The 26,047-nt window shown below is 70.3% G+C and carries 36 protein-coding genes and 1 other RNA gene; 31 read left to right on the top strand and 6 right to left on the bottom strand.

Features of this window, described 5'->3' with window-relative positions:
- Window positions 1-20: 20 nt before the first annotated feature.
- Complete coding sequence (locus tag RAMLITH_RS10800) at window positions 21-452, bottom strand: acyl-CoA thioesterase (RefSeq protein WP_168107410.1); 432 nt, start codon at window positions 450-452, stop codon at window positions 21-23.
- An 80-nt stretch (window positions 453-532) separates the two neighbouring features.
- On the opposite strand from RAMLITH_RS10800, the gene RAMLITH_RS10795 reads away from it, so the two are divergent.
- The 26 genes from RAMLITH_RS10795 (at window position 533) to RAMLITH_RS10670 (ending at window position 16,033) form a co-directional block, all read left to right on the top strand.
- Window positions 533-2,413, top strand: a complete 1,881-nt coding sequence (locus RAMLITH_RS10795; protein WP_238344132.1) for an ABCB family ABC transporter ATP-binding protein/permease — start codon at window positions 533-535, stop codon at window positions 2,411-2,413.
- Window positions 2,414-2,484: 71 nt separating this feature from the next.
- On the top strand, window positions 2,485-2,913 hold the full coding sequence (locus RAMLITH_RS26190; protein ID WP_168107409.1) for a hotdog domain-containing protein: 429 nt from the start codon (window positions 2,485-2,487) through the stop codon (window positions 2,911-2,913).
- Window positions 2,914-2,950: 37 nt separating this feature from the next.
- Window positions 2,951-3,412: a methyltransferase family protein gene (locus RAMLITH_RS10785; protein ID WP_168107408.1), complete on the top strand. Its 462-nt coding sequence runs from the start codon at window positions 2,951-2,953 to the stop codon at window positions 3,410-3,412.
- A gap of 52 nt (window positions 3,413-3,464) precedes the next feature.
- The gene (locus RAMLITH_RS10780; RefSeq protein ID WP_168107407.1) at window positions 3,465-3,923 is read left to right on the top strand and encodes a hypothetical protein; all 459 of its coding nucleotides are present in this window, start codon (window positions 3,465-3,467) and stop codon (window positions 3,921-3,923) included.
- 87 nt (window positions 3,924-4,010) lie between these two features.
- The gene (locus RAMLITH_RS10775; protein WP_168107406.1) at window positions 4,011-4,232 is read left to right on the top strand and encodes a hypothetical protein; all 222 of its coding nucleotides are present in this window, start codon (window positions 4,011-4,013) and stop codon (window positions 4,230-4,232) included.
- Window positions 4,233-4,261: 29 nt separating this feature from the next.
- Window positions 4,262-4,480 (top strand): DUF7661 family protein, encoded by a 219-nt coding sequence (locus tag RAMLITH_RS10770; protein ID WP_168107405.1) that lies wholly within the window; start codon window positions 4,262-4,264, stop codon window positions 4,478-4,480.
- Window positions 4,477-4,848 carry a hypothetical protein gene (locus tag RAMLITH_RS10765; RefSeq protein ID WP_168107404.1) on the top strand — a complete coding sequence of 124 codons (372 nt, stop codon included), beginning with the start codon at window positions 4,477-4,479 and terminating at the stop codon, window positions 4,846-4,848. The genes RAMLITH_RS10770 and RAMLITH_RS10765 overlap by 4 nt, the downstream gene beginning before the upstream one ends.
- A 63-nt stretch (window positions 4,849-4,911) precedes the next feature.
- Window positions 4,912-5,157: a DUF1653 domain-containing protein gene (locus RAMLITH_RS10760; RefSeq protein ID WP_168107403.1), complete on the top strand. Its 246-nt coding sequence runs from the start codon at window positions 4,912-4,914 to the stop codon at window positions 5,155-5,157.
- Window positions 5,154-5,561 carry an MAPEG family protein gene (locus tag RAMLITH_RS10755; RefSeq protein WP_168107402.1) on the top strand — a complete coding sequence of 136 codons (408 nt, stop codon included), beginning with the start codon at window positions 5,154-5,156 and terminating at the stop codon, window positions 5,559-5,561. Before RAMLITH_RS10760 ends, RAMLITH_RS10755 begins: the two co-directional genes overlap by 4 nt.
- A 57-nt stretch (window positions 5,562-5,618) precedes the next feature.
- A complete protein-coding gene (locus RAMLITH_RS10750) occupies window positions 5,619-6,071 on the top strand; it encodes a DUF4149 domain-containing protein (protein WP_168107401.1) in 453 nt (150 codons plus the stop codon).
- Between the two features lie 86 nt (window positions 6,072-6,157).
- Entirely contained in the window at window positions 6,158-6,529 is a 372-nt protein-coding gene (locus RAMLITH_RS10745) for a GFA family protein (protein ID WP_168107400.1), read from the top strand.
- Window positions 6,530-6,778: 249 nt separating this feature from the next.
- A complete protein-coding gene (locus tag RAMLITH_RS10740) occupies window positions 6,779-7,075 on the top strand; it encodes a hypothetical protein (RefSeq protein ID WP_168107399.1) in 297 nt (98 codons plus the stop codon).
- Window positions 7,076-7,105: 30 nt separating this feature from the next.
- Window positions 7,106-7,519 carry a GFA family protein gene (locus RAMLITH_RS10735; RefSeq protein WP_168107398.1) on the top strand — a complete coding sequence of 138 codons (414 nt, stop codon included), beginning with the start codon at window positions 7,106-7,108 and terminating at the stop codon, window positions 7,517-7,519.
- Between the two features lie 105 nt (window positions 7,520-7,624).
- Entirely contained in the window at window positions 7,625-8,149 is a 525-nt protein-coding gene (locus tag RAMLITH_RS10730; protein ID WP_168107397.1) for a GFA family protein, read from the top strand.
- The gene (locus RAMLITH_RS10725) at window positions 8,146-8,604 is read left to right on the top strand and encodes a C-GCAxxG-C-C family protein (RefSeq protein ID WP_168107396.1); all 459 of its coding nucleotides are present in this window, start codon (window positions 8,146-8,148) and stop codon (window positions 8,602-8,604) included. The genes RAMLITH_RS10730 and RAMLITH_RS10725 overlap by 4 nt, the downstream gene beginning before the upstream one ends.
- A gap of 9 nt (window positions 8,605-8,613) precedes the next feature.
- Entirely contained in the window at window positions 8,614-8,823 is a 210-nt protein-coding gene (locus RAMLITH_RS10720; protein WP_168107395.1) for a hypothetical protein, read from the top strand.
- Window positions 8,820-9,488, top strand: a complete 669-nt coding sequence (locus tag RAMLITH_RS10715; RefSeq protein ID WP_168107394.1) for a hypothetical protein — start codon at window positions 8,820-8,822, stop codon at window positions 9,486-9,488. Before RAMLITH_RS10720 ends, RAMLITH_RS10715 begins: the two co-directional genes overlap by 4 nt.
- 2 nt (window positions 9,489-9,490) lie before the next feature.
- Window positions 9,491-9,901: a VOC family protein gene (locus tag RAMLITH_RS10710; RefSeq protein ID WP_168107393.1), complete on the top strand. Its 411-nt coding sequence runs from the start codon at window positions 9,491-9,493 to the stop codon at window positions 9,899-9,901.
- A 23-nt stretch (window positions 9,902-9,924) separates the two neighbouring features.
- Window positions 9,925-10,374, top strand: coding sequence for a nuclear transport factor 2 family protein (locus RAMLITH_RS10705; protein WP_168107392.1), 450 nt, complete (start codon window positions 9,925-9,927; stop codon window positions 10,372-10,374).
- Window positions 10,371-11,066 carry a haloacid dehalogenase type II gene (locus tag RAMLITH_RS10700; RefSeq protein ID WP_168107391.1) on the top strand — a complete coding sequence of 232 codons (696 nt, stop codon included), beginning with the start codon at window positions 10,371-10,373 and terminating at the stop codon, window positions 11,064-11,066. Before RAMLITH_RS10705 ends, RAMLITH_RS10700 begins: the two co-directional genes overlap by 4 nt.
- Before the next feature lie 46 nt (window positions 11,067-11,112).
- Window positions 11,113-12,039 carry a LysR family transcriptional regulator gene (locus tag RAMLITH_RS10695; RefSeq protein ID WP_168107390.1) on the top strand — a complete coding sequence of 309 codons (927 nt, stop codon included), beginning with the start codon at window positions 11,113-11,115 and terminating at the stop codon, window positions 12,037-12,039.
- Between the two features lie 35 nt (window positions 12,040-12,074).
- Window positions 12,075-13,124 carry a dihydroorotase gene (gene pyrC, locus RAMLITH_RS10690; protein WP_168107389.1) on the top strand — a complete coding sequence of 350 codons (1,050 nt, stop codon included), beginning with the start codon at window positions 12,075-12,077 and terminating at the stop codon, window positions 13,122-13,124.
- On the top strand, window positions 13,124-13,903 hold the full coding sequence (locus tag RAMLITH_RS10685) for an NYN domain-containing protein (protein ID WP_168107388.1): 780 nt from the start codon (window positions 13,124-13,126) through the stop codon (window positions 13,901-13,903). The genes pyrC and RAMLITH_RS10685 overlap by 1 nt, the downstream gene beginning before the upstream one ends.
- Window positions 13,904-13,910: 7 nt before the next feature.
- Window positions 13,911-14,681, top strand: a complete 771-nt coding sequence (locus RAMLITH_RS10680; RefSeq protein WP_168107387.1) for a DUF3025 domain-containing protein — start codon at window positions 13,911-13,913, stop codon at window positions 14,679-14,681.
- 63 nt (window positions 14,682-14,744) lie between these two features.
- Window positions 14,745-15,611, top strand: coding sequence for a protease HtpX (htpX, locus tag RAMLITH_RS10675; protein ID WP_168107386.1), 867 nt, complete (start codon window positions 14,745-14,747; stop codon window positions 15,609-15,611).
- A 95-nt stretch (window positions 15,612-15,706) separates the two neighbouring features.
- Window positions 15,707-16,033: a hypothetical protein gene (locus RAMLITH_RS10670; protein ID WP_238344131.1), complete on the top strand. Its 327-nt coding sequence runs from the start codon at window positions 15,707-15,709 to the stop codon at window positions 16,031-16,033.
- A gap of 7 nt (window positions 16,034-16,040) precedes the next feature.
- Here RAMLITH_RS10670 and RAMLITH_RS10665 read toward each other — a convergent pair whose 3' ends face one another.
- Window positions 16,041-17,687 (bottom strand): NAD(P)/FAD-dependent oxidoreductase, encoded by a 1,647-nt coding sequence (locus tag RAMLITH_RS10665; protein WP_168107384.1) that lies wholly within the window; start codon window positions 17,685-17,687, stop codon window positions 16,041-16,043.
- Between the two features lie 53 nt (window positions 17,688-17,740).
- Window positions 17,741-18,661, bottom strand: coding sequence for a cysteine synthase A (gene cysK / locus RAMLITH_RS10660; RefSeq protein ID WP_168107383.1), 921 nt, complete (start codon window positions 18,659-18,661; stop codon window positions 17,741-17,743).
- Window positions 18,662-18,779: 118 nt separating this feature from the next.
- Here cysK and rnpB point away from each other — a divergent pair.
- Window positions 18,780-19,110, top strand: an RNA gene (gene rnpB, locus RAMLITH_RS10655) — RNase P RNA component class A.
- Window positions 19,111-19,129: 19 nt separating this feature from the next.
- Here the strand turns inward: rnpB and RAMLITH_RS10650 are convergent.
- The 3 genes from RAMLITH_RS10650 to RAMLITH_RS10640 all read right to left on the bottom strand — a co-directional run bounded on the left by RAMLITH_RS10650 (window position 19,130) and on the right by RAMLITH_RS10640 (window position 22,111).
- Window positions 19,130-19,840 carry an RNA pseudouridine synthase gene (locus RAMLITH_RS10650; RefSeq protein ID WP_168107382.1) on the bottom strand — a complete coding sequence of 237 codons (711 nt, stop codon included), beginning with the start codon at window positions 19,838-19,840 and terminating at the stop codon, window positions 19,130-19,132.
- Window positions 19,841-19,845: 5 nt separating this feature from the next.
- Window positions 19,846-21,489 carry an MBL fold metallo-hydrolase gene (locus RAMLITH_RS10645; RefSeq protein ID WP_168107381.1) on the bottom strand — a complete coding sequence of 548 codons (1,644 nt, stop codon included), beginning with the start codon at window positions 21,487-21,489 and terminating at the stop codon, window positions 19,846-19,848.
- A gap of 82 nt (window positions 21,490-21,571) precedes the next feature.
- A complete protein-coding gene (locus RAMLITH_RS10640; RefSeq protein WP_168107380.1) occupies window positions 21,572-22,111 on the bottom strand; it encodes a carboxymuconolactone decarboxylase family protein in 540 nt (179 codons plus the stop codon).
- 61 nt (window positions 22,112-22,172) lie between these two features.
- Here RAMLITH_RS10640 and dapF point away from each other — a divergent pair, with 61 nt between their 5' ends.
- The 4 genes from dapF to RAMLITH_RS10620 are packed head-to-tail and all read left to right on the top strand — an operon-like array spanning window position 22,173 to window position 25,942.
- Window positions 22,173-23,060, top strand: coding sequence for a diaminopimelate epimerase (gene dapF, locus RAMLITH_RS10635; RefSeq protein WP_168107379.1), 888 nt, complete (start codon window positions 22,173-22,175; stop codon window positions 23,058-23,060).
- Window positions 23,057-23,749, top strand: a complete 693-nt coding sequence (locus RAMLITH_RS10630) for a DUF484 family protein (protein WP_168107378.1) — start codon at window positions 23,057-23,059, stop codon at window positions 23,747-23,749. The genes dapF and RAMLITH_RS10630 overlap by 4 nt, the downstream gene beginning before the upstream one ends.
- 17 nt (window positions 23,750-23,766) lie before the next feature.
- Window positions 23,767-24,723: a tyrosine-type recombinase/integrase gene (locus RAMLITH_RS10625; RefSeq protein ID WP_168107732.1), complete on the top strand. Its 957-nt coding sequence runs from the start codon at window positions 23,767-23,769 to the stop codon at window positions 24,721-24,723.
- Window positions 24,724-24,760: 37 nt separating this feature from the next.
- On the top strand, window positions 24,761-25,942 hold the full coding sequence (locus tag RAMLITH_RS10620; RefSeq protein ID WP_168107377.1) for a class I SAM-dependent rRNA methyltransferase: 1,182 nt from the start codon (window positions 24,761-24,763) through the stop codon (window positions 25,940-25,942).
- Window positions 25,943-26,047 lie beyond the last annotated feature (105 nt).

Raw genomic sequence — 26,047 nt, 5'->3', positions numbered from 1 at the left:
CCGGGCAGGCTGGATAACGCTCAGCCGGGCGGCACGCTGGCGGTGTCCTTGGGCAAGGGGCGCGGCCGTCCCTTGTCGTCAATGGCGACGTAGGTGAGGATGGCCTCCGTCACCTTGACGTACTGCCCCTGGCTGTGGAAGCGCTCGGCGTACACCGCCACGTCGACGGTGACCGAGGTCCGGCCGATGCGCGTGATCTCCGCGTAGAAGGACAGGATGTCGCCGACGCGCACCGGCTGCTTGAAGACGAACTCCTTCACCGCCACCGTGGCCATGCGGCCCCTGGTGTGACGGGCCGGCAGCACCGAGCCGGCCAGGTCGACCTGCGCCATGACCCAGCCGCCGAAGATGTCGCCGTTGGCGTTGCTGTCGGCGGGCAGCGGGATCACCTTGAGGACCAGTTCCTTGTCCGTGGGCAACGCCACCGTCGGAGCGCTCGAGTCTGCAGACATGGGCACAATCTCGCTTCAGAAGAATCACTGGATTGTCCCCGATGCGCCGCTCCGGCGACCGAATCTCTCTGCACACCGGCATGGGTGCCGAACAGCCCCGCACCCACACCGACTGGGCCACGCTCAGGCGCCTGTTCCCCTACCTCTGGCAGTACAAGGGCCGCGTCGTGGCGGCCCTCGCCTTCATGGTGATGGCCAAGCTGGCGAACGTCGGCGTGCCGGTCCTGCTGAAGAACCTGGTCGACACGATGAGCCCGGCCGGCGGCCGGGCCGTGGCCGGCCTCCAGCCCGAGGCGGCGGCGCTGCTGGTGGTCCCGGTCGGGCTGCTCGTCGCCTACGGGCTGCTGCGACTGTCGACGACGCTGTTCACCGAATTGCGCGAACTGGTGTTCGCCAAGGCGACGCAGGGGGCGGCCCGGCAGATCGCGCTGGAGACCTTCCAGCACCTGCACGCGCTCAGCCTGCGCTTCCACCTGGAGCGCCAGACCGGCGGCATGACGCGCGACATCGAGCGCGGCGTGCGCGGCATCGAGTCGCTGATCTCGTATTCGCTCTACAGCATCGTGCCCACCCTGATCGAGGTGACGCTGGTGCTGACGATCCTGGCCGTGAAGTTCGACGCGTGGTTCGCCTGGATCACGCTGGCGGCGCTGGCCCTGTACATCGGCTTCACGATCGGCGTCACCGAGTGGCGCACCAAGTTCCGGCGCGAGGCCAACGAGTTCGATTCGGCGGCCCACACCAAGGCCGTCGACTCGCTGCTGAACTACGAAACCGTCAAGTACTTCAACAACGAGGGCTTCGAGGCGCGCCGCTACGACGAGAGCCTGGAGAAGCTGCGCCGCGCGCGACTGAAGAGCCAGAGCACGCTGTCGCTGCTCAACGTCGGGCAGCAACTGATCATCGGCGTCGGCCTGGTCGCGATCCTCTGGCGTGCCACCCAGGGCGTGGTCGACGGACGCATGACGATCGGCGACCTGGTGATGGTCAACGCCTTCATGATCCAGCTTTACATCCCGCTGAACTTCCTGGGCGTGCTGTACCGGGAGATCAAGCAGAGCCTCACCGACCTGGACAAGATGTTCGTGCTGATGGAGCGCGAGCGCGAGGTCGCCGACAAGCCGGGCGCGCAGCCGCTGGCGTTGGCGCCCCTGCCCGAGGGCGGCGATGCCCACATCGATTCCACGGTCCGGTTCGAGCACGTCAGCTTCGCGTACGAGCGCGCCCGTCCGATCCTGCACCACGTCAGCTTCGAGATCCCGGCCGGCCGGACCGTGGCGGTGGTCGGCCCGTCCGGCTCCGGCAAGAGCACGCTCGCGCGGCTGCTGTACCGGTTCTACGACGTCGGCATCCCCGGCGACCCGCCGGGGACCGGCGGACGCATCACGATCGGCGGCCAGGACATCCGCGACGTCACCCAGGCCAGCGTCCGGCAGGCGATCGGGATCGTGCCGCAGGACACGGTGCTGTTCAACGACAGCATCGAATACAACATCGCGTACGGCCGGCCCGGCGCGACGCACGAGGAGATCGAGGAGGCGGCCCGTGCGGCCCGCATCCACGGCTTCATCGCGTCCACCCCGAAGGGTTACCAGACCATGGTCGGCGAGCGCGGCCTGAAGCTGTCGGGCGGCGAGAAGCAGCGGGTCGCGATCGCGCGGACGCTGCTGAAGAACCCGCCGATCATGATCTTCGACGAGGCGACCTCCGCCCTCGACTCGGCCAACGAGCGCGCGATCCAGGCCGAGCTGAAAGGGGTGGCGCAGCACAAGACCACCTTGCTGATCGCGCACCGCCTCTCCACGGTGGTGGATGCGCATGAGATCCTGGTCATGGACGCGGGACGCATCGTCGAGCGCGGCACGCACCAGGACCTGCTCGCCCGGGGCGGCCGCTATGCGCAAATGTGGGCCCTGCAGCAGCAAAGCCCGGACCGCCTCGAGGAAGCGATGGGGATGTAGGGCCGAGAGTATGGATATTTGCATGAACAGGCCCTAGAGTGCGGGCTTTGCCCGAACGACCAGGAGTTCCCGTGCCGTCGCCCACCCTGCCGCATCCCTTGCCGATCACCGACGCCACCGTCCTCGAGATGTACGGCCACCTGTTCGCACCGTGGGTGAGGGAGCTGGGGCTGTGCGAATTCGAGGTCGGGCCGGGCCGGGCGCGCGCGTTGCTGCCGCAAGGCGAAGCGCTCAAGCTGTATGCCGGCGCCGTCTGCGGCCAGGCGATCATGGCGGCCGTGGACACCATCGTCACCCTGGCGATGTTCACGACCGACCGTATTCCGAAAGGGACGGTCTACCAGCACACGCACTTCCTGCGTCCGGCCGTCAACGACGACTTCCGCATCGAAGCGAAGGTGCTGCGCTTCGGCAAGGCCTCGGCCTTCGCGGAAGCCCGACTGACGCTGGCCGCCGGCGGCGAGCTGGTTGCCGTCGCGAGTTCCGAGTTCGCTTTCTGACGCCGCGGCGGCGCACGCCGCCGGCACCTCGCCTCTCATGTCCTCCCTCGAGCTGAAAATCCCTCCCCTGGCCCAGGTCGCCGTCTTCGCCGGCCTGATGTGGCTCGCCGCGCGGGCCGTTCCCGCGCTGGCGTTCGGCTTTCCCGGCCAGCTCGCCGCGGCGCTGCTGCTGGCTGGCGCGGGCGCGCTGGTGGCCGCCGCCGGCGTCCTTGCCTTCCGCCGGGCGCACACCACGGTCGATCCGCGGGATCCGGCGAAGTCGACGGAACTCGTCGCCACCGGCATCTACCGCGCCAGCCGCAACCCGATGTACCTCGGCTTCCTTCTGGCGCTGGCGGGCTGGGGCATCTTCCTGGGCAACGTGCTGGCGCTGGCCGCGCTGCCGCTGTTCGTCGCCGCGATGAACCGCCTCCAGATCGCGCCGGAAGAGCGGGCGCTGCGGGCGCGGTTCGGCGAGAGTTTCACGCGCTACGAGCGCTCGGTGCGGCGCTGGCTGTGAAGCGGCTCGTGCAACAGCGCCGCAGCGCGGCAGCGTCATTCCGGAGACAACCATGATCACGTCCGAACAGGCGCAGTGGCACCGCCAGACCGCCATCGAGTGCAACAACCGGGCCTGGGAGCTCACGGTGTTGCCGCGCACGGAGGGTGGCGACCGCGAGATGCTCGATGCGGCGCACACGTCCGCCTGGCACTGGGCGCGGGTGGGCACGGAGCTCAACCGGATGCGGGCGACGATGCTCGTGGCGGCGGTGCACGCGCTGCTGGGGCACGGCGCGACCGCCTTGCCCCTCGCGATCGAGATGCGCGGCTACTTCCTCGCCCGGAGCGACACGCCGGACTGGGAGCTGGCGATGACCCACGCCGTGTACGCCCACGCCGCCCATGCCGCAGGGGAGGTCGCCGCACATAGCGAGGCCCACCGGCAGGCCACGGCGGCGCTCGCCGCCATCGCCGACGACGAGGACCGCAGGATCGTCGCCAGGACGCTGGAACTCGTGCCCCAGCCCTGACCCGCGCCGCTGCCCACCCTCGGCGCGCGAGCAAACCAGCCCCACAATCGGGGCATCGGCCAGCCGGCCACCTGCAGGAGAAGGCACATGAACGCCACCCGGATCATCGGCATCGTCCTCATCGCCGCCGGCGCGCTCGCCCTGGCCTACGGCGGCTTCAGCTACACCAAGGACACCACGGCCGTGAAGCTCGGTCCCGTGGAGCTCTCGGTGCAGGAGAAGAAGACCGTGAGCGTCCCGGTCTGGGCCGGCGTCGGCGCGATCGTGGCGGGTGGCCTGCTGCTGGTGCTCGGCGGCAGCAAGCGCTAGTTCGCCCGCCCCGCGCGAGCCCGCTCGTCATGGAATCGCACCGCTTCAACGTCTTCGGCCACATCTATGTGATCCAGCGCGTGGCCGGCATCTGGCAGGCCTGGTCGGTCGGCGCGGACGGCAAGCGCAGCCCGGCCGGGTTCGTCGTGCCGGATTTCATCGGCGACGATGAACTGGAGCAGTACCTGTTCGACCTCTTCCACGAGAGCGCCAGGCCGGGCAGCGGCGATGTGCGCCGGATCGGGTGACGAGCTTCGGTGCAGTGGCGGCCCATGCCACGACCACGGCCGCAACCGTGCTGGCCTGGGCGCTGCTCGCATCGCCGGCTGCCGCCGTGGCGGCGGGCCGCTGCCCCGTGCTTGGCGAGCCGCTCCACTGGATCGTCGACTATTGCATGCTGACGCTGGAGACCGACGACGAGATCGCCGCCTCCTCGTGCATCGAGCAGGAGGGCAAGCGCCGCTGGCGCAGCGCGTGTGCCAGCAACAGCCACTACAAGAAACGCATGTGCGAGGTGATGGTCCGCAGCGGCACCAGGAGCGACACGGTCGACCAGTGCGTGCGCGATCCGTCCTTCAAGGGCCGCACGGTGGAGCGGGGCGGGGTCGGCGGCTGAGACCACGGGAGCATGCGCCAGGGCATTGCGGTCATCGCGCCGGGCGGGCATAGTGCAGCTCCCATGAGCGACCTGCCTGCATTGCCGCCCACGCCCCTGGGCCGCTACCGCCACTACAAGGGCGGCGAATACGAGGTCGTGGCCGTGGCGCGCCACAGCGAGACGCTGGAACCGCTGGTGGTGTACCGGCCCTTGCACGCCGGTTCGGGCTGGTGGGTGCGCCCGCACGCCATGTTCTTCGGCCAGGTGGAAGTGGGCGGCCGGTGGCAGCCGAGGTTCAGCCGGATCGGCCCGGAGCGTGAGCCATGACCGCATCGGCCCTGGTCCTGACGCTGTTCATCGCCTGGACGCTCCTGCTGCTGGTGGTGATGGAAGTCCTGCGGTCGCGCCTGGTGGTCACGGGCCGGATGGCGGCCAATGCGTTCCAGCCGGACAACGCCAACCTGTCGCCGTTCATGCAGCGGCTGGCGCGGGCGCACGCCAACTGCCTGGAGAGCCTCCCCGTCTTCGGCGGCCTGCTTGTCGTGGCGCTCGTCACCGGCCGGGCCGGGATCACCGATCCGCTGGCGCCGTGGCTGCTGGCGGCGCGGGTCGTCCAGTCGAGCATCCACCTCGCGTCGCTGAGCCCCGCGGCCGTCACGGCGCGCTTTTCCGCGTTCGCGGTGCAGATGGCGATCGGCGCCTTCTGGACGTGGGCCCTGCTGTTCCGTTAGGCGCTCGCCCGCTCCTGTCACACTCGCGGCTTTGCTGCCATCGAAAGCGTTTTCTCCATGTTGCGACAGCTCTCGGTCCTCGTTCACCTCCTGGCCGCCATGGCCTGGGTGGGCGGCATGTTCTTCGCATATTTCTGCCTGAGGCCGGCGGCGGCGCAGGTGCTCCAGCCGCAACAGCGCCTGCCGCTGTGGGCGGCGACGTTCGAGCGCTTCCTGAAGTACACCGCGGCGGCGGCGGTGCTGATCCTGGCCACCGGGCTGGGCATGTACATGGAAAGCGGTGCGCGCAACGCGCCCGTCGGCTGGCACATCATGATGACCCTGGGATTCGTGATGGCGGCGGTGTTCGCCTACGTGTACGGGATCCTGTATCCGGAACTGCGCGAACACTGCGAGGCGGCGGCCTGGCCGGCGGCGGGCACGACGCTCAACCGCATCCGGCAGCTGGTGGCGGTCAACCTGGCGCTCGGCGTGGCGACCGTGGTGGCGGCGATCTCCCCTCGGTTCTGACCGATCGCGTCGCCGGCGGACCGCGGCGCTTCGCCATCGACAACATCGGCATGGTGTTCATGCCACCGCGACGCCGAGGGAGGTCCATGGAAACGAGAACCGGTTCATGCCACTGCGGCGCCGTCGTGTTCGAAGTCGACCTGGAGGACGGCTTCGAGAACCTGCGCCGCTGCAACTGCTCGCTCTGCCGCCGCAAGGGCGCCGTGATGGCCAGCGTGCCGCTGGAGCGCCTGCGCATCGTGCGGGGCGAGGACAAGCTGGCGCTGTACCAGTGGAACACGCGCCGGGCGAGGCACTACTTCTGCAGCGCCTGCGGCATCTACACCCACCATCAACGGCGCAGCAAGCCGACCGAATACGGCTTCAACGTGGCCTGCATCGAAGGCGTCGACCCAGGGGCGCTCGGTCCGGTGGCCATGGGGGACGGGGCAGCCCAGAGCCTGGTCGGCGGCCCGTAGGCACCGTAGGCATGGGCGCCGGCGCACCCTCCCAGGGTGCTTTTCGCCGGCCGCCGGCGTGTTGCGGCGATGCCGCGCCGGCGCCAGGAAGTCGGCGCTGCCGGCTTGTCCAGCGGACTTTCCGCGTATACCCTAGCATGATGACGTTCTCGGGCAGGCGGAAAATACCGCGACACCCTTAGGTAAATTTCCTATCGACGGGTGGCGGGGCGTTGCGGTCACGGCCGCATTCAAATTGGGGAGCCGGTGATGTTTTTTGGTCTTTTCAAGCGAACGCCGGCGCCGGTGGCGCGGCCGAAGGGGTCCAAGCGCCGGCCGGCCCGCCAGGCGGCCATCGCCCACCTGCCGCCCGAGCCCAGCTCGCTGGAGGTCACCGAGGGCAGCGAGCATACCGACTGGGCCCTCTGGGAGGACTCGGTGGCGGTTCTCGACAGCAGGATGCAGTCGATCCATCCGTCGGTGAAGCTCTATCGCCACGAGGACGAAACGCCGACCGAGATCCAGGACATCGAAGCCTTCGCCCGCGTGCGCCACAAGGATCCCTGACCGCCAGCCCACCGTGCTCGTGGAGGCCGCATGAACACCGCGTCCGGCACCTGCCTGTGCGGCGGCGTTTCCTTCAGCGCCCGGCTGCCGAGCAAGTGGGTGGCGCATTGCCACTGCACGCGCTGCCGCCGCGCGCACGGCGCGGCCTTCGTCACCTGGGTCGGCGTGGCGGCCGACGAAGCGGTCATCGACGACGCGTCCGGCACCTTGCGCTGGTTCGGCCAGCCGCCGGGCGGGGAGCGCGGATTCTGCTCGCGCTGCGGCAGCCCGATGTTCTTCCGCAGCGGCCGGTGGCCGGGCGAACTGCACATCGCCCGGGCGCTGTTCGCCACACCCCTCGATCGCGAGCCGCAGGCGCACGCGTACTACGATACCCGCGTGCCGTGGGTGCATCTGGCCGACGACCTGCCGAAGAAGGCCGATCCGGACGCCGGGCCGGGCTGAGCGTCTCGAATACACCTCCGGGGGCGTTGCTCCGCACAGCGGCATCCAGCATCGCGGCGCGGCGGCACAATAGCGGCCATTCCCGCGGGGCTGACGGAGCAGGCGATGACGACGACACCGGAGTTTCCCCTGGAAGGCGGCTGCGATTGCCGGCACGTGCGCTACCGCCTCCGAACGGCGCCGCTCGTCGTGCACTGCTGCCACTGCCGGTGGTGCCAGCGCGAGAGCGGTTCCGCGTTCGCGCTGAACGCGGTGATCGAAGCCGATCGCGTCGTCGCTGCCGGCCCTGAGCCCGAGCTGGTCGACACACCGTCGGCCAGCGGGCTGGGGCAGCAGATCGCCCGCTGCGTGCGCTGCCGGGTGGCGCTGTGGAGCCATTACGCCGGTTCCGGCCCACTCCTGAAATTCGTGCGGGTCGGCACGCTGGACACACCCGACGTGCTGCCGCCCGACATCCACATCTTCACGTCGACGAGGCAGCCGTGGGTGGTGCTGCCGGCCGGCGTGCCCGCGGTGCCCGAGTACTACCGGCGCGAGGATTACTGGCCGTACGCGAGCATCGCACGGTTCGAGCGGCTGGTGCCGGCCATCCGGGCCTGGCAGGCCGCCCGTAAGGAGGAGCAGCGATGACGCACGACCCGGCGATTCAGGCCAGGCAATGGGCCGAGGAATCCTTCCGCCGCGGCCTCTATTGCGCCGAGAGCGTGGTGCTCGCGCTGGCGCGCGTCCAGGGCATCGAGAGCGACGTGCTGCCGAAGGCGGCCACGGCGTTCTGCAGCGGGATGGCGCGCACTTGCGGCACCTGTGGCGCGCTGACGGGCGCGATCATGGGCGTGAGCCTCGCGCTGGGGCGCCACCACCCCGGGGAGCCGGTACAGCCTGCCTACGACGCGGCGCAGCGGTTGATCCGGCAGTTCGAGGCGGAGTTCGGCGCGCGCGATTGCGACGCGCTGCTCGGCTGCGACATCGCCACCCCCGAAGGGCAGGCCGCCTTCCGCGCACAGCGGCTGGGCGAGCGCTGCCTGGGCTACACGGGGCGGGCCACCGAACTCGCGGTCGCCATCCTGGCCGACAGCCATGCGTGAAGCCCTGCCATGAGGGAGCCTTGCGGCAACGGCCACGCCGGCACCACGTTCACGGCCACGGCCCGCGCCGGGCGCGACGCGGCGATCGCGGCCGAACTGGCCACGCCGGACGCGTTCGATCGCGGCATTGCCGGCCTGGAGCGTACCGCCCCGGGCGGCGGTGTCTTCTGCTGCACGTTCTTCAAGGCGGTTGCCGCCGGCAAAGGGGACCGAGGGTGACCATCGCGCCGGCGAAAGCCATCATCCACGTCGTGCCAACGCTGCACCAGTACCATGCGGCGGCGCCGGGCTACGGGTTCGATGCGCTCACGGGCGTGCTCGACGACCTCGGTCCGGACGTGCTCGTGCTGGAACTCACCGAGCGTGCCTTGCGCGAGCGCCGGCCGCAGGTGGTCAAGCAGGAGTACCAGCACAGCGTCTTCCCTTATCTGGCGCGGCGCGGCATCCCGGCGGTGGCCATGGAACCGGACGAGGCCCTGTGGGAAGAGTTCGTGACGCACGGCCTGGAGGCGGAGCAGCGCTTCCGGCAGGCGTGGCCCGAGCGGCACGCGGCGTACGAGCGCGGCGTGCGGGAACTGTTCGACGAGCTGCTGCGCTCCTGGGACTCGCCGGCGGCCGTGAACTCGGCGCGCAGCGACCGCGTGGTCGAGGAAAAGCACGCGCGCGAGAACGACATGTTCGGTCCCGCCTACCGGGACTCGTGGGACCGCTGGAACGAGTGTTTCGCGCAGACCATCGTCCGCACCGCGCAGGCGCACCCCGGCCGGCGCGTGGTGGCGGTGGCCGGGTTCGAGCACGGTTACTGGCTGCGGCGCAGGCTGCATGAACTCGAAGCGGCCGGCGCGGCGTGGACGCTCGCACCGCGCCTGAGCGGCGAAGCCTGACCATGACCGGGATCCGGATCCGGGAACTCGACCACCTGGTCCTGCGCGTGGCCGAGCTGGAGCGCATGCTGCGCTTCTACTGCGACGTGCTCGGCTGCACCGTCGAGCGGCGCCGCGACGAACTGGGGCTGGTGCAGTTGCGCGCCGGCCGCTCCATGATCGACCTGGTGCCGGTCGACGGGCCGATCGGCCGCAAGGGTGGGGCGAGCCCGGGCCCCGAAGGGCGCAACCTCGATCATTTCTGCCTGCGGGTGGAGCCGTTCGATGGCGAGGCGATCCGCAGCGAACTGCGGGCGCACGGCGTCGAGGCCGGGCCGGTGGAGATGCGCTTCGGGGCGGAAGGCCGTGGACCGTCGGTCTATGTCACCGATCCCGAGGGCAACGTCGTGGAGTTGAAGGGCCCGGCCGGGTGAGGTCCGGGCAAGAAGGAGACCGTATGGACATCGACCGCTTCATGCAAGGCTACCGGGTGGCGTGGGAACGGCGTGACCCGGCGCTGTTCTGCGCCTTGTTCGCGCCGGACGGCGTGTACCGCAACACGCCGTTCGCCGAGCAGCGCGGGCACGAGCAGCTGGCCGGCTACTGGCGGCGGGTCCAGCTGCAGGAGGACGTCACCGTGCGCTACGACGTCCTCGCGAGCGCGCCCGGCAGCGGCATCGCGCATTGGCACGTGACGTACCGCGTCGCCTCCGAGGAGCTGTTCCGGATCTGGGCGGCCTCGAGCGGCACCAACCTGGTCGCCCACCAGCCCGGCGACCCGCTGCCCTGGATGGTGCTGGACGGCGTGCTGCAGGCGCGGTTCGAGGGCGACACCTGCCGCGAGTGCCGCCTCTGGTGGCACAGCATGCCCAGCGTCACGCCGCCCCCGGCCGCGGAGGCCGCATGAAACTGCCGCAGGTCCTGGCCTTCGACGTGTTCGGCACGGTCGTCGACTGGCACGGCAGCATCGCCCGCGAGGTGGATGCGATGGGGCTGGGCGTGGACGGCGACGAGTTCGCGCTGGCCTGGCGGGCCGGCTACCAGCCGGCGATGCAGCGGGTCCGCTCCGGGGAGCTCGGGTGGACACTGATCGACGACCTGCACCGGATGATCCTGGACGACCTGCTGCGGCGGTTCGGGATCCACCACCTCGACGAGGCGGCCAGGCAGCACCTGAACCGGGCCTGGCACCGGCTCGATCCGTGGCCCGACTCGGTAGCCGGGCTGACGCGGCTCAAGTCGCGCTACATGATCTGCAGCCTCTCCAACGGCAACCTCGGCCTGCTGGCGGCGATGGCCAAGCGCGCGGGGCTGCCCTGGGACTGCATCCTGTCGGCCGAAGTGTTCCGTGCCTACAAGCCCGACCCGGCCACCTACCTGGGCGTGGCGAAGGTGTTCGGCGTGGCGCCGCAGGAGGTGATGCTGGTGGCGGCGCATCATGACGACCTGGCGGCGGCCCGTGCGTGCGGCTTGCGCACCGCCTACGTCGAGCGGCCGCTGGAGTTCGGGCCGCGCCATCCCAAGGACGTTTCTCCGCAGCCGGGCTGCGACGTGCACGCCACCGACCTCGTCGCGCTGGCCGACCTCTTGCGCTGCTGAACGCCGGCGCGGGTGCCAGCTCGGCAGCGGCGGCAATAATCACGGGATGGAAACCAAATGGCTCGAGGACTTCGTGAGCCTCGCCGAAACCCGCAGTTTCAGCCGCTCGGCGCAATTGCGGCACGTGACGCAGCCGGCGTTTTCGCGGCGGATCCAGGCCCTGGAGGCCTGGGCCGGCACCGACCTGGTGGACCGCAGCTCGTACCCGACGCGGCTCACGCCGGCCGGCGAGACGCTGTATGCCCAGTCGATGGAGATGCTGCAGGCGCTGCAGAGCACCCGCGCGATGCTGCGCGGCCATTCCAGCGCCGCCCAGGACGTCATCGACTTCGCGGTGCCGCACACGCTGGCCTTCACGTTCTTCCCGCAGTGGGTGTCGCGCCTGCGCGAGCCGTTCGGGCCGATCAAGAGCCGGCTGATCGCCCTGAACGTCCATGACGCGGCGATGCGGCTGGTGGAGGGCGGCTGCGACGTGCTGATCGCCTACCACCACGCCGCGCTGCCGCTGCAGCTCGATCCCGAGCGCTACCAGATGGTGACGCTGGGCAAGGAGGTGCTCGCGCCGTATTGCCTGGGCGGCGCCGACGGCCAGGCGGCGTTCAAGCTGCCCGGACGGCCCGGCCAGCCGGTGCCTTACCTCGGCTACGGGCCCGGCGCCTACCTGGGGCGCATCACGGATCTCATCGTGCGGCAGTCGCGCACCCCGATCCACCTGGAGCGGGTGTACGAGACCGACATGGCCGAGGGGCTGCGCGTGATGGCGCTGGAAGGACACGGCCTTGCGTTCCTGCCGTACAGCGCCGTGGAGAAGGACGTCCACGCGCACCGGCTGGTCAGCGCGGCCACGCCTGACCTGCCGGGTCTGGAGATGACCATGGAAGTGCGCGCCTACCGGCAGATCCCGAGCGCCAGGGAGCCGTCCAAGGGCGCCGCCCAGGCGCTCTGGGAGTTCCTGGCCCACGGCGCCGGCTGACCGCGAGGCCGGCGGCGGTCTGGGACAATCCGCCGATGATCCAGGAAATCACCATCACGCGTCCCGACGACTGGCATTTGCACGTGCGGGACGGCGCCGCCATGAAGACGGTGGTGCCGCACAGCGCGGCCCAGTTCGGGCGCGCGATCATCATGCCCAACCTGAAGCCGCCGGTGACCACCGCCGCCCAGGCGACGGCGTACCGTGAGCGCATCCTGGGCGCCCTGCCGCCGGAGTCGACCTTCCAGCCGCTGATGACGCTGTACCTCACCGACAACCTGCCGCCCGACGAGATCGCCCGGGCCAGTGACGCAGGGGTGGTCGCGCTCAAGCTGTACCCGGCGGGCGCCACCACCAACAGCGATGCCGGCGTGACCGACATGCGCAAGACCTACCCGACGCTGGAGGCCATGCAGCGCCTCGGGCTGCCGTTGCTGGTGCACGGCGAGGTGACTTCGCCCGAGGTGGACCTGTTCGACCGCGAGGCCGTGTTCATCGACACGCAGCTGATTCCCCTTCGGCGCGACTTCCCGGAACTGAAGATCGTCGTCGAGCACATCACCACGCGCGAGGCGGCGCAGTACGTGCATGGCGCTGGCCGCTTCACGGCCGCCACCATCACGGCGCACCACCTGCTCTACAACCGCAACGCCATCTTCACCGGCGGCATCCGGCCGCACTACTACTGCCTGCCCGTCCTCAAGCGCGAGGTGCACCGGCTGGCGCTGGTCGAGGCCGCGGCGTCCGGCAGCGACAGGTTCTTCCTCGGCACCGACAGCGCGCCGCACGCGGCCCACCTGAAGGAGCATGCCAGCGGCTGCGCCGGCTGTTACACGGCGCACGCGGCGCTCGAACTGTATGCCCAGGCCTTCGATTCGGCCGGCGCGCTGGACAGGCTGGAAGGCTTCGCCAGCTTCCACGGGCCGGACTTCTACGGTCTGCCGCGCAACAGCGGCACCGTCACCTTGCGGCGGGAGGCCTGGACCGTGCCCGAGAGCTACCCCTTCGGCGAGGCGCAGCTCAAGCCCCTGGCCGGCGGCGAACCGTTGGCGTGGCGGCTGGTGCCGGCGCGGGACGCAGGCTGATGGGCGATCCGCGCCGCACCGAAAAGCCGCCGCGGGTGGCCCTGCTGATCGACGCCGACAATTCGCCGGCGTCGAAGATAGACCTCATCCTCAACGAGCTGTCCACCTTCGGCGAAACGAGCATCCGGCGGGCCTACGGCAACTGGAAGAAAGCCGAGCTCAAGGGCTGGGAAGAGGTGTTGCACGAGCACGCCATCCGCCCGATGCAGCAGTTCGACTACTCCAAGGGCAAGAACGCCAGCGACATCGCCATGGTGATCGACGCCCTGGACCTGCTGTACACCGACAGCCCCGATGCGTTCGGGATCGTTTCGTCCGACGCCGACTTCACGCCGCTGGTGATGCACCTGCGGGCCAAGGGCGCGGCGGTGTACGGCTTCGGCGCGCGCAAGACGCCCGAACCTTTCGTCAACGCCTGCTCGCGTTTCCTGTTCCTGGACAAGCTGCGCCCTCCGGTCGCCGAGCAGGAGGCCGAAGTCGAGGCCGACGCCGCGCCGCAGGCGCCGCTGCGCGCCACCACCGCGCAATTGAAGCAGGACGCGAAGCTGGTGATGCTGCTGCGCAACGCGGTGGAAGCGGCCGCCGACGACGACGGCTGGGCGCGGGTCGGCGTGGTGGGCAACCAGATCGCCAACCAGGCCTCGTTCGATCCGCGCAACTACGGTTACGCGACGCTCACCAAGCTGCTGGCGGCCACGCAGCTGTTCGACCTGGCCGACGAGGGCAGGTCCACCGTCATGGTGCGCGACAAGCGGCTGGCAAAGGCCGCGCGCCACTGATCGTCCCGTGTTCGCGGCGCTCGACTGGGCGGCTCCCTGGTTCGAGCCCTGGCGCGACCCGGGGCGGCTGGTGCTGGACCGTGCCGCCGGCGGCCTGCCGCTGCACGAAGCGTTGAACGGGCAGGGGGCGGCGCTGCGGTTCGTGGCCGCCTCGGCGCTGCCGCCGGGCGAGCCCTACGAGCGCTTCATCTTCGAGCGCGGCGCCTGCCCGACCCGCGACAACCTGCACGACTTCTTCAACGGCCTCTGCTGGCTCGGCCTGCCGGCCACGAAGCGCCGGCTGAACGAGCTGCAGGCGGCGCAGATCGAACAGACCGGCGTCGGCGCCGTCCGCGGGCCGGTTCGGGACGCGATCACCATCTTCGACGAGAACGGCGCCGTGCTGGCGGCGCCGCCCGCGGTGTGGGACGCGCTGATGGCGCGCGAGTGGCGGCGCCTGTTCGTGGAACTGCGGCCGTTGTGGGACCAGGCGCGCCTGACGATCGTCGGCCACGCCCTGCTCGAGAAACTGGCGCAGCCGCGCAAGGATCTGACCGCCCACGTGCTGGCGCTGCCCGCGCCGGCGTGTGCCATGCCCGAGCTCGACCGGTGGCTCGCCGGGGAGCTGACCGCCGACCGCCTGCAGGCCAAGCCGTTCACGCCGCTGCCGGTGCTCGGCGTCCCCGGCTGGTGGCCGGGCAACCAGAACTTTTCCTTTTATGATGACTCTTTCGTATTCCGCGCGCCGGGCGCCAGGAAACTGAAAACGACAGCCCCGCCGGACGCTTCGTGCCCTTGAACCGACGTCACGTCGGCCCCATCTGGCGCGGGGTGGAATCCCCACAATGATTTCGGAGCAACAATGAAACGCATCGTTCTGTTCGTCGCGACCAACCTGGCGGTGATCCTCGTCCTGGGCATCGTCACGAGGCTGCTGGGCGTCGACCGCTACCTGACGGCCAACGGCCTGAACCTGGGCTCGCTGCTGGCGTTCGCCGCGGTCATGGGCTTCGGCGGCGCGATCATCTCGCTGCTGCTGTCCAAGCCGATCGCCAAGTGGAGCTCGGGCGCGCAGGTGATCGAGCAGCCGCGCAACGCCGACGAGGCCTGGATCGTGGAGACCGTGCGGCGCTTCGCCGACAAAGCCGGCATCGGCATGCCGGAGGTCGGCATCTTCGAGGGCGAGCCGAACGCGTTCGCCACCGGCGCCTTCAAGAACAATGCGCTGGTGGCCGTGTCGACCGGGCTGCTGCAAGGCATGACGCGCGAGGAAGTCGAGGCCGTCATCGGCCACGAGGTCGCGCACATCGCCAACGGCGACATGGTGACCATGACGTTGATCCAGGGCGTGATGAACACGTTCGTGGTGTTCCTGTCGCGCGTGATCGGCTACCTGGTCGACGGCTGGCTGTCGCGCGGCGAGCAGCGGTCCGGCCCGGGCATCGGTTACTACGTGACCACGATCGTGCTCGACATCCTGCTGGGCTTCCTGGCCGCGATCATCGTCGCCTGGTTCTCGCGCCAGCGCGAGTTCCGCGCCGACGCCGGGTCCGCCCAGTTGCTGGGCCGCAAGCAACCGATGGTCAACGCGCTGGCCCGCCTCGGCGGCATGGTTCCCGGCGAACTGCCCAAGGGGCTGCAGTCGATGGGCATCACGTCCGGCGTCGGCAAGCTGTTCTCGACCCATCCGCCGATCGAGGAGCGGATCGCGAGGCTGCAAGGCGCGTAAACGCCATTCTCCCGTGCAAAGGGGCCGGTTCATCCGGCCCCTTTTTGCGTGCGTCGCCTATCCTGGAACGAGGGATGTCCCTCCAGGAGCCTGCCATGTTTCCCCGCGCAATCCTTTCCTGCCTGGCGGCCGCCGTGCTGGCCGGGTGCGTCGTGGCCCCGCCGTCGGCTGTCGTCGTGGACCCGGCCGGTGTGATCGTGGCGCCGGTGGCGCCGCCGCCGCTCGTCGTCGAACCGGTCCTGGTGGCGCCGTCGCCGCTGCACATCTGGATCGGCGGCTACTGGAGCTGGCATGGCGGACGCCATGTCTGGACCCGCGGCCAGTGGGCCGCCCCGCCACCGGGACACCGTCACTGGGTACCGCGCCAGTGGACGCCCGGCCCCGGCGGCTGGCACCAGCGCGGCGGCCACTGGGCACGCTAAGCCGGGTTCAGGCCCGGACCATGCTGCTGGCCACCGCCTCGCCGACCTTGATCCCGTCCACGCCCGCCGACAGGATGCCGCCGGCATAACCGGCGCCTTCGCCGGCGGGATAGAGGCCGCGCACGTTGACGCTCTGGAAGTCGTCGCCCCGCGTGATGCGCAGCGGCGCCGAGGTGCGTGTCTCCACGCCCGTCAGCACCGCGTCCGCCCGGTCGAACCCCTTGATCCTGCGGCCGAACACCGGCAGCGCCTCGCGCAGCGCGGTGATCGCGTACTCCGGCAGCGCCTGGTGGAGGTCGCCCAGCTTCACGCCCGGCTTGTACGAGGGCTGCACCTCCCCGAAATCCTTCGACGGCCGCCCGGCGATGAAGTCGCCCACGAGCTGGCCGGGCGCGTCGTAGTTGCCGCCCCCGAGGACGAAGGCGCGCGACTCCAGTTCGCGCTGCAGGACGACGCCGGCCAGCGGCCCGCCGGGGTAGTCGCGGTCTGGCTCGATCCCCACCACCATGCCGGCGTTGGCGTTGCGCTCGTTGCGCGAATACTGGCTCATGCCGTTGGTGACCACCCGGCCGGGTTCGGACGTCGCCGCCACCACGGTGCCGCCCGGGCACATGCAGAAGCTGTAGACGGCGCGCCCGTTGGCGGCGTGGTGCACCAGCTTGTAGTCGGCGGCGCCGAGCAGCGGGTGGCCGGCGTGGCGGCCCCAGCGGGCGCGGTCGATCAGGCCTTGCGGATGCTCGATGCGAAAGCCGATCGAGAACGGTTTGGCCTCCAGGAACACGCCGCGCCCGTGCAGCATCTCGAAGGTGTCGCGCGAGCTGTGGCCCAGCGCCAGCACCACGTGGTCGCTGCGCAGTTCGGCACGCACCCCCGTCGCCTGGTCCAGCACGGTGAGGCCGCGCACCCGGCGGTCGCCGTCCGCACCTTCGATCAGCAGGTCGACTACCCGCTGCCGGAACCGGATCTCGCCGCCCAGGGCGATGATCTGCTCGCGCATGTGCTCCACCACCTTCACCAGCTTGAAGGTACCGATGTGCGGATGGGCGACATAGAGGATCTCCTCGGGCGCGCCGGCCTTGACGAACTCGGTCATCACCTTGCGCCCGAGGTGGCGCGGGTCCTTGATCTGGCTGTACAGCTTGCCGTCCGAGAACGTCCCGGCGCCGCCTTCGCCGAACTGCACGTTGCTCTCCGGATCGAGCTCGCGCCGACGCCAGAGGCCCCAGGTGTCCTTGGTACGTTCGCGCACCTTCTTGCCGCGCTCCAGCACGATGGGACGCAATCCCATCTGCGCGAGCACCAGCGCCGCGAAGATGCCGCAGGGACCGAAGCCGACGACCACCGGCCGGTCGGCGAGCGGCTCGCCGGCACGCACCGGCGGATGCCACTCCATGTCCGGTGTGGTGACTATGTGGGGCCGGCCGGCGTGCCGCGCCAGCAGCGCAGGCTCGCCTGCCGGCTCCGCGAGCGCCACGTCGACGATGTACACGGCCAGCAGCTGCGCCTTGCGGGCGTCGAAGCTGCGCTTGAAGACAGTGACCTCGGCCAGGTCGGACTCGGCGATGCCGAGGATGCCGGCGGCCGCGCTGCGCAGCGCCGGCAGGGGGTCCGCCGCCTGGTCCAGCGGCAGCTTGATTTCGGAGATTCGGATCATGGTTCCCGGGCTTCTGTCGATGAAGCAGAGGGCCAGATGGTAAGCGCCCGCCGTCAGCCGGCCGGCAGGAAGCCTTCCACCGAAAGGTAGCGTTCGCCGGTGTCGTAGTTGAAGCCCAGCACCGTGGCGCCGGCGGGCAGCTCGGGCAGCTTCTGGGCGATGGCGGCGAGCGTCGCGCCCGACGAGATCCCGACCAGGATGCCTTCCTCGCGGGCGGCGCGGCGCGCCATCTCGCGCGCCGGCTCGGCGTCGACCTGGATCACGCCGTCCAGCAGCCTGGTGTCCAGGATGGCGGGAATGAAACCGGCGCCTATGCCCTGGATCGGATGCGGGGAGGGCGGGCCGCCGGAGATCACCGGGGAAGCCGTCGGCTCCACGGCGAACACCTTCAGTTTGGGCCAGGCTTTCTTGAGCACCTGGGCGCAGCCGGTGATGTGGCCGCCGGTGCCGACGCCGGTGATCAGCACGTCGATCCCCTGCGGGAAGTCCTCCAGGATTTCGCGGGCCGTCGTGCGGGCGTGCACTTCGACGTTGGCCCCGTTCTCGAACTGCTGCGGAATCCAGCCACCCGGTGTCTGCGCCAGCAATTCCTGCGCGCGCGCGATGGAGCCCTTCATGCCTTTTTCGCGCGGCGTCAGCTCGAAGGTGGCGCCGTACGCCAGCATCAGGCGCCGGCGCTCGATCGACATGCTGTCCGGCATCACCAGCACCAGCTTGTAGCCCTTGACCGCCGCCACCATGGCCAGGCCGATGCCGGTGTTGCCGGAGGTCGGCTCGATGATCGTGCCGCCGGGCTTGAGCTTGCCGCTGCGCTCGGCGTCTTCGACCATGGACAGCGCGATCCGGTCCTTGATCGAGCCGCCGGGGTTGCTGCGTTCCGACTTCACCCAGACCGCGTGCTGCTCGCCGAACAGGCGGTTGATGCGGATGTGCGGGGTGCGTCCGATGGTCTCGAGGATGCTTGCAGCCTTCATGATGTTCTCCAACGGTCGAAAGGGAGGCACATTCTCGCGCACTCGTTCTACACGGAAAGGCATGTGCATATGCCCCCGGGCACGAAATGGATCGCGAGACGCGAGATAATGGAGTGGTGAAGCCCGCCAGACCGCCGCTGGTGCAAGGCCCGAGAGGGCGCACTGGAGGAACGTCCGGACTGCACAGGGCAGCGTAGCAGGCAACACCTGTCCACCGCGAGGTGAGGATCAGAGCAACAGAGACGAGTCGATCCGTGGTTTCGGCCGCGGGTCGGGTGAAACGGGCAATCTCTACGCGCAGCAATACCAAGTAGGCACACGTTGACGGGGCCCCCGGAGTGTGCGGGTAGGTAGCACCGAGCCGTGCTGGCGACAGCCGGCCCAGAGGAATGGCGGTCACGTCCGGGCAACCGGACGCACAGAATCCGGCGTACCGGCGGGCTTCACACTTTTTTCCAGGGGCGGCAGCTAGAACCGCTCGTCGCGGCGCAGGAAGCGCCATTGGCCCTCGGCCAGCCCCGCCATCGGGACCCGGCCGATGCGGATGCGCTTGAACGACACCACGCGCAGGCCCACCTGCTCGCCCATCCACGGCACCAGTTCGGGCGGGATGCCCTTGAGCGCGAAGCGCAACCGCCGCTCGCTCTGCCAGCTGACCTTGATCGGCGGCAGCGCACGCCCCTGCCACGCGAGACCGTGGCACAGCCGTGGCACTGCGTCCGCGGGCGCGTCGCCGGCGACTTCGGCGAGCACCTCCTGTTCGAGGGTCGACGCGTCTTCGGTCAGCCGACGGATCACGCCGCGCTGCTGGCTGAACACTGCCAGTCCGCTCGCCAGCGCCGGCAGGGGCAGCAGCGGCGCGAGGTGCGCGAAGTGCCGCCGCACGATGCGTACGTCCGGCGCGCTGCCGGCATGGGCTGCCGGGGTGAGCAGCCGCAGCGCTTCCTGGTCGCCGGCGCCGGCGGGCTTGTGCAGCAGCAGGGTCACGGGCTCGACCGCGACGGCAGTGGCCGCGGGATCGAGCTCGATCAGCTGATCCTCGGTCACCCGGTGCTGGGGCTCCTCGACGACCACGCCGTCGACCCGCACCCAGCCGCCCTCGATGTACAGCTCCGCCTCGCGGCGGGAGCAGCCGGCCAGCGCGGCGACGCGTTTGGCGAGCCGCAGCGGTTCGGTCATCGCGGTCAGGCGGCGAGGCCCAGGGCCTCGATCCGCTGCACATGCGCCAGCAGCGAGCGCTTGGCCATCGGCCACATGCGCGGCGGCACGTCGTCGTACGCGAGTTCCACCCAGTCGTCCATCGTCCCGCCGGGGCGCGCCTGCATGGCCGCGACCACCTTGGCTTCCCGCTGCAGCCGGTGCGATTTCAGGTGGGCGATGGCCTTCTCCGGAAAGCCCAGCACGTGGCCGTGCGCGGGCAGGATGAAGTCGACCTGGTGCGCGCGGCAGGCGGCGGACAGGACATCCAGGGAGTCGATGTAGGCACTCATGTCGCCGTCGGGCGGATCGACGACCGTCGTGCTCCCGTTCAGGACATGGTCGCCCGAGAACAGCAGCCCGTCCTCCACCAGCACCAGGCACAGGTGGTTGGCGGCATGGCCGGGCGTGTGGATCACCCGCAGCGTGTGGCGCGCGCCGCCGCCTTCGAGCACCAGTTGCTCGCCGTTGGCGATCTCGCGGTCCGGCACGAACTCGCTGGCCGAGCGCGCGGTGGGTGCGGAGGGCAGGCCCAGGATCGGCGGCTTTGCGGCGCACAGCGCCTGCAGCGGGCGCGCGCCCGGCGCGTGGTCGGGATGCGAGTGGGTGCAGACGATCAGGCGGATGTCCCCGCCGGCGGCACGCCAGAGCCGCTCGACGTGCTCGGCGTCGTCCGGCCCCGGGTCGATGGCGATGTAGCCGGTCTGCGGGTCGCCCACCAGGTAGCTGTTGGTGCCGGGGCCCGTCATCACGCCGCCGTTGGGCGCCGTGAGGCGCGTGACGTTGCGCAGCAGCGGCACCGGCTGGTCGCTGCGCCAGTCCAGGTGGTGCACCACCTGGCCGTCCGGGCTGACCAGCGCCAGCTCGCCGTAGGGCATGTCGTGTTCCATGAACCGGTGCTCGGCGCCATGGAGCATCCCGCCGCGCGGGCAACTGGTCCACAGCGGCTGCTCGCCGGCGCAGGCGTTCAGCACGGCGTCGACGGAATCGAAGGGCGCGAGCCGCTGCAAGGTGCGGATGGTCGGGAAGATCATGAAGAAGCTGCCGGCCTCGTGCCGTGCCAAGGCTTCGGCCGGCCGCACCCACGCCGGCTCGAACTGCTCGGTTTCGTCGGCGACGGGTTCCTGCCCAGCGGGCATGCGCGCGACCAGGAACGGCACGTCGAAGCGCCGCGGCAGGTCGCGGTCGGTGGTCCAGTGCGCCAGCACGAACACCTGGTCGGCGGCCAGGCGCAGCCCGCGCGTCCGGCACTGGGCCGCGAGCGGCTGGTGGCGGTCGAGCGCAGCGAGTTCGCCGGCATCGACGAAGCGGCCGTCGACGTGCCGCGCCAGCAGCACCCCGAGCTCCTCGAAGCTCTCGCGGATGGCGGCGATCGCCTGGGTCAGGCGGTGGCCGTCCTGGCTCGGCCGGTGCTGCGCGATGTCATGGGCCTGGGCATCCGCCGGGTCGATGCCGCCGCCGGGGAAGACGTAGGCGCCCGGCGCGAAGCTGGCGGTCGCGGAGCGCCGGGTCATCAGCACTTCGATGCCGGGCGCGCCGCCGGTGGCATCGCGCAGCAGCAGCACGGTGGCCGCGGGCCGCGGGGCCGCGGGTTCGCGCTGCGGATGGAGAAGTTGCGAGGGTCGGACCATCCGCGCATTATCGGCAGCGCGGCGCACCCGGACGGGCCACTGCCGCGAAAGCCCCGGCCGCCGTTCGTTCGTCCGCCTGCTTTCAGTCCTCCGGCGTGACGCCCAACGCCACCAGAAAGCGCGCGACCATGTTGTAGGTCGCGATCGCCGCCGTGATCTCCACCAGCTCGGTCGTGTCGAAGCGCTCGCGCATCCGCTCGAACAAGGCATCGGGCACTTTCACGTCGCGCGTCATGCTCGCGGCGTACTGCACGACCAGTGCTTCGTCGCGGCCCAGGCCGGGGCCGGGCGCCGCCCCCGGCGCTGCGACGAATGCGTTGAGCGCGTCCAGTTCCTGCTGGGTGCCGCCGGCCGCCAGGAAGTCCGGCGCATGGTGGTGGTACTCGTAGTGCGCGCCGGTGATGAGCGCCACAGTGCAGATGCCCAGTTCGCGCAGCTTGCGGCTGGCGCCGAGGCCGGTGCGCACGTTCTTGAGGTAGACGTTCCAGCCGCGCGCCAGCGGCTCGCTCCACAGCAGCGCCTGGTCGAGGTTCAGCAGCGTGCCGCCGCGGCGCTCCATGATCGCCTTGACGAGGTCTTCGGCTTGCGGCTTGGCTTCGGGAGTCCAGGGAGGAATGCGCATGACGGTGGCGTGGAAGTGTCGAAGTGCGCAGGATACCGCCGCTGCACTGATAATCCCGCCCATGCGTATCCGTTTCACGAAGATGCAAGGTGCCGGCAACGACTTCGTCGTGCTCGACGAGACCCGGGCCACCCTGGATCTGACGGCGGCGCAGTACCGCTTCCTCGCGCACCGCCAGTTCGGCGTGGGCGCGGACCAGATACTTTCGGTCCGTCCGGCGCCGGCCCAAGGTGTCGACTTCGAATACGTGATCCACAACGCCGACGGCGGCGAGGTGGAGCAGTGCGGCAACGGCGCGCGCTGCTTCATGCGCTTCGTGCACGACAAGGGCCTGATCCGGCGCGACAGCGCGCGGGTGCAGACGCTGGCCGGCGTGATCGAGCCACGCATCAATCCGGACGGCCGCGTCACCGTGGACATGGGCGCGCCCGTGTTCGATCCGGCGGCGCTGCCGTTCGACCGCTCCGGACTGTCGCCGGTGAAGGAAGGCGAGTGGGAGACGTGGCACCTGGCGCTCGGCGCCAACGCCGATTCGCCGATCGTGCCGGTGGCGCTCGTGTCCATGGGCAACCCGCACGCCGTGCAGGAAGTGCCCGACGTCGACGCGGCGCCCGTGCGCACGCAGGGCCCGCTGATCGAGCACCACTCCCGTTTTCCGAACCGCGTCAACGCCGGCTTCATGCAGGTGGTGGACCGCGGAAACGTCAGGCTGCGGGTGTGGGAGCGCGGCGCCGGCGAGACGCTGGCCTGCGGCACGGGCGCCTGCGCGGCCGTCGTCGCCGGCATCCGGCTCGGCCGCCTGGACCACCGGGTGGACGTCACTACGCGCGGCGGGCTGCTGACGATCGAATGGGGCGGCATCACCCCCGAAGGCGCGGCCCCCGTGCTGATGACCGGTCCCGCCGTGACCGTGTTCGAGGGCGAGATCGAGCTTCCGGATTCACCATGACCAACCACCCGATGAACCCCATCACCGAAGACGACATCGCCAACTACCTGGTGAACACGCCGGATTTCTTCGCGCGGCACGCCGAGCTGCTGGGCGCCGTGCAGCTCACCAGCCCGCACGGCAACCGCGCCGTGAGCCTGCAGGAGCGGCAGGCCGAGATGCTGCGCGACAAGATCCGCGCGCTGGAGCATCGCGTGATGGACATGGTGCGCCACGGCAACGAGAACGTGGTCATCGCCGACCGGCTGCACCGCTGGACGCGGCAGCTGTTCGAGGTGGCGGCGCCACGCGACCTGCCGCAGGCGATCGCGTCGGGCATTCGTTCGCACTTCAATGTGCCGCAGTCCGCCGTCCGCGTCTGGGACGTGGCGGGCGCCTACGCCGGCGAGCCGTTTGCGCAAGGCGTGGGCGGCGACGCGAAAACCTTCGCCTCGTCGCTGACGCAGCCCTACTGCGGCGTGAACTCGGGTTTCGAGGCCGTCGGCTGGCTGGACGACGGCGCCACGGCGCTCTCGGTGGCCCTGTTGCCGCTGCGGGAAGGGCCGCTGGAGAGCACGACCCCGGCCTTCGGCATGCTGGTGCTGGCGTCGCCCGATCCGCAGCGGTTCGAAAGCGGCATGGGCACCGATTTCCTGGAACGGATCGCCGAGCTGGCGAGCTCGGCGCTGTCGCGGCTGCGGTCGAAGTGAAAGCGCGCGCGGCCGCTGTGCCAGCCGGCCCGGCGCCGGCCGCGGTCAGCGCCGCCGACCAGGCGCTCCTGGAGCGCTACCTGGAACATGTGCGGGTGGAGCGGCGGCTGGCCGAGCGGACCGTCACCCTCTACTCGCTGGACCTCGAGAAACTGGCCGGCTGTGCCGGCGCAGCCGGGGTCGATCTCGTCGCCGTGCAGCACGCGCACATCCGGCGCTGGGTGGCGCAGATGCACTCCGCGGGACGCAGCGGCCGTGGCATCGCCTTGATCCTCTCCGGCTGGCGCGGCTTCTATGCCTGGCTGGGGCGGCAGGGCGCCATCGCCGGCAATCCGGTGCAAGGCGTGCGCGCGCCGAAGGCGCCCAAGCCGCTGCCCAAGGCGCTGGGGGTCGACGAGTCGGTGCAACTGGCGGAGTTCGAAGACGGCGAGGCCGATCCGTGGCTCGATGCGCGCGATGCGGCCATCGTGGAACTGCTGTATGGCTGCGGCCTGCGCGTGGGCGAACTGGTGGGCCTGGACGTCACCGCCAGCGGCTTGGCCCGCGGCTGGGTCGATCTCGCGGCAGCCGAGGCGCACGTGCTGGGCAAGGGCGGCAAGCGGCGCTCGGTGCCGGTGGGCACCGCAGCAGTGGCGGCGCTGCAGCGTTGGCTGGCAGTGCGCGGGCAGCCCGGAGGCGAGGCGCAGCCGGCGCTGTTCCTGGGCCGGCGCGGCACGCGGCTGACGGCGCAGTCCGTGTGGCTGCGGCTGAAGCAGCGCAGCCTCGCGGCTGGCCTGGCGACGCCGGTGCATCCGCACATGCTGCGCCATTCGTTCGCGAGCCACGTGCTGCAGTCCAGCGGCGACCTGCGGGCGGTGCAGGAACTGCTGGGGCACGCCAACATCACGACGACGCAGGTGTACACGCGTCTGGACTTCCAGCACCTGGCGAAGGCCTACGACGCGGCGCATCCGCGCGCCCAGCGCAAGCGCTGAACAGGGAGCGGGAAAACGGGGAGCGGACAATAGCCCGATGAAAACCATCCGCCTGAAGGAAGGCAAGGAGCGCTCCTTGCTGCGCCGCCATCCGTGGATCTTCGACTCCGCCATCGCCAAGGGCGGCGGCGACGCGGGCGAAACGGTGCGCATCGAATCGCATGCCGGCCAGTTCCTCGCCTGGGCCGCCTTCAGTCCGGCCTCGAAGATCCGGGCCCGCGCCTGGAGCTTCGACGAGACCCAACGCATCGACCCCGCCTTTCTCGATTCGACGTGCGGGCTCGCCATCGCCGCGCGTTCCCGCTTTGACCTGCCCAGCGACGGCGTGCGGCTGGTGCACGGTGAATCCGACGGCCTGCCCGGCTTCATCGTTGACCGCTACGGTGACACGCTGGTGGCTCAATTCCTCGCCGCCGGCGCCGAACGCTGGAAGAGCGTGCTGACGCAGTCCCTGTTGCGCCACACGGGACTGTCGCGGCTGTACGAGCGGTCGGACGCCAATGCGAGAGCGCTCGAGGCACTGCCGACGAGCACCGGCTGGCTCGCCGGGGAAGGCGCGACCGAAGTGTCCATCCGCGAGCACGACTGGCGCTTCACGATCGACATCGCAATCGGCCACAAGACCGGCTTCTACCTCGACCAGCGCGACAGCCGAGGCAAGTTCGCGGCATATAGCCGCCGGTTGGGATTCCAGCGGGTGCTGAACTGCTTTAGCTACACGGGCGGCTTCACCGTGGCCGCGCTCGCCGGCGGCGCGGCGCACGTGACGTCGATCGACTCCTCCGGGCCGGCGCTGGAGCGGGCGCGCGCGAACCTCGTTCTCAACGGCATCGATGCCGCGCGAGCCGACTTCCTCGACGCCGACGTCAACGCTTCGCTGCGGCGTTTCATCGAGGAGGGACGCAGCTTCGACGCGATCGTGCTCGACCCGCCGAAGCTGGCGCCCACGGCCGCGCATGCCGAACGGGCGGCGCGGGCGTACAAGGACATCAACCGGCTGGCGCTGAAATTACTCGAGCCCGGCGGCGTGCTCTTTACCTATTCCTGCTCGGGCGGGATCAGCGCCGACCTGTTCCACAAGATCGTGGCCTCGGCCGGCGCCGATGCCGGCGTGGACGGCTATATCGGCGAGCGCGTGGGCGCCGCGCCGGACCACCCGATGACGCTGGCGTTCCCGGAAGGCGAGTACCTGAAGGGGTTGGTGGTGGTGCGGAAGTAACTCAGGTCCTGGGGACCAGGGGTGGGCCCAGGGAAACAGCCCTCGGCGCGCTGGACAGGAGGGGGCGGGCTAGACTTGCGTGTTCGCTGGCCTCTCCCCCCTAGC

The organism is Ramlibacter lithotrophicus (assembly GCF_012184415.1).
GTDB classification, from domain to species: Bacteria; Pseudomonadota; Gammaproteobacteria; order Burkholderiales; family Burkholderiaceae_C; genus Ramlibacter; species Ramlibacter lithotrophicus.
This window is presented reverse-complemented; position numbering and strand designations above follow the sequence as displayed.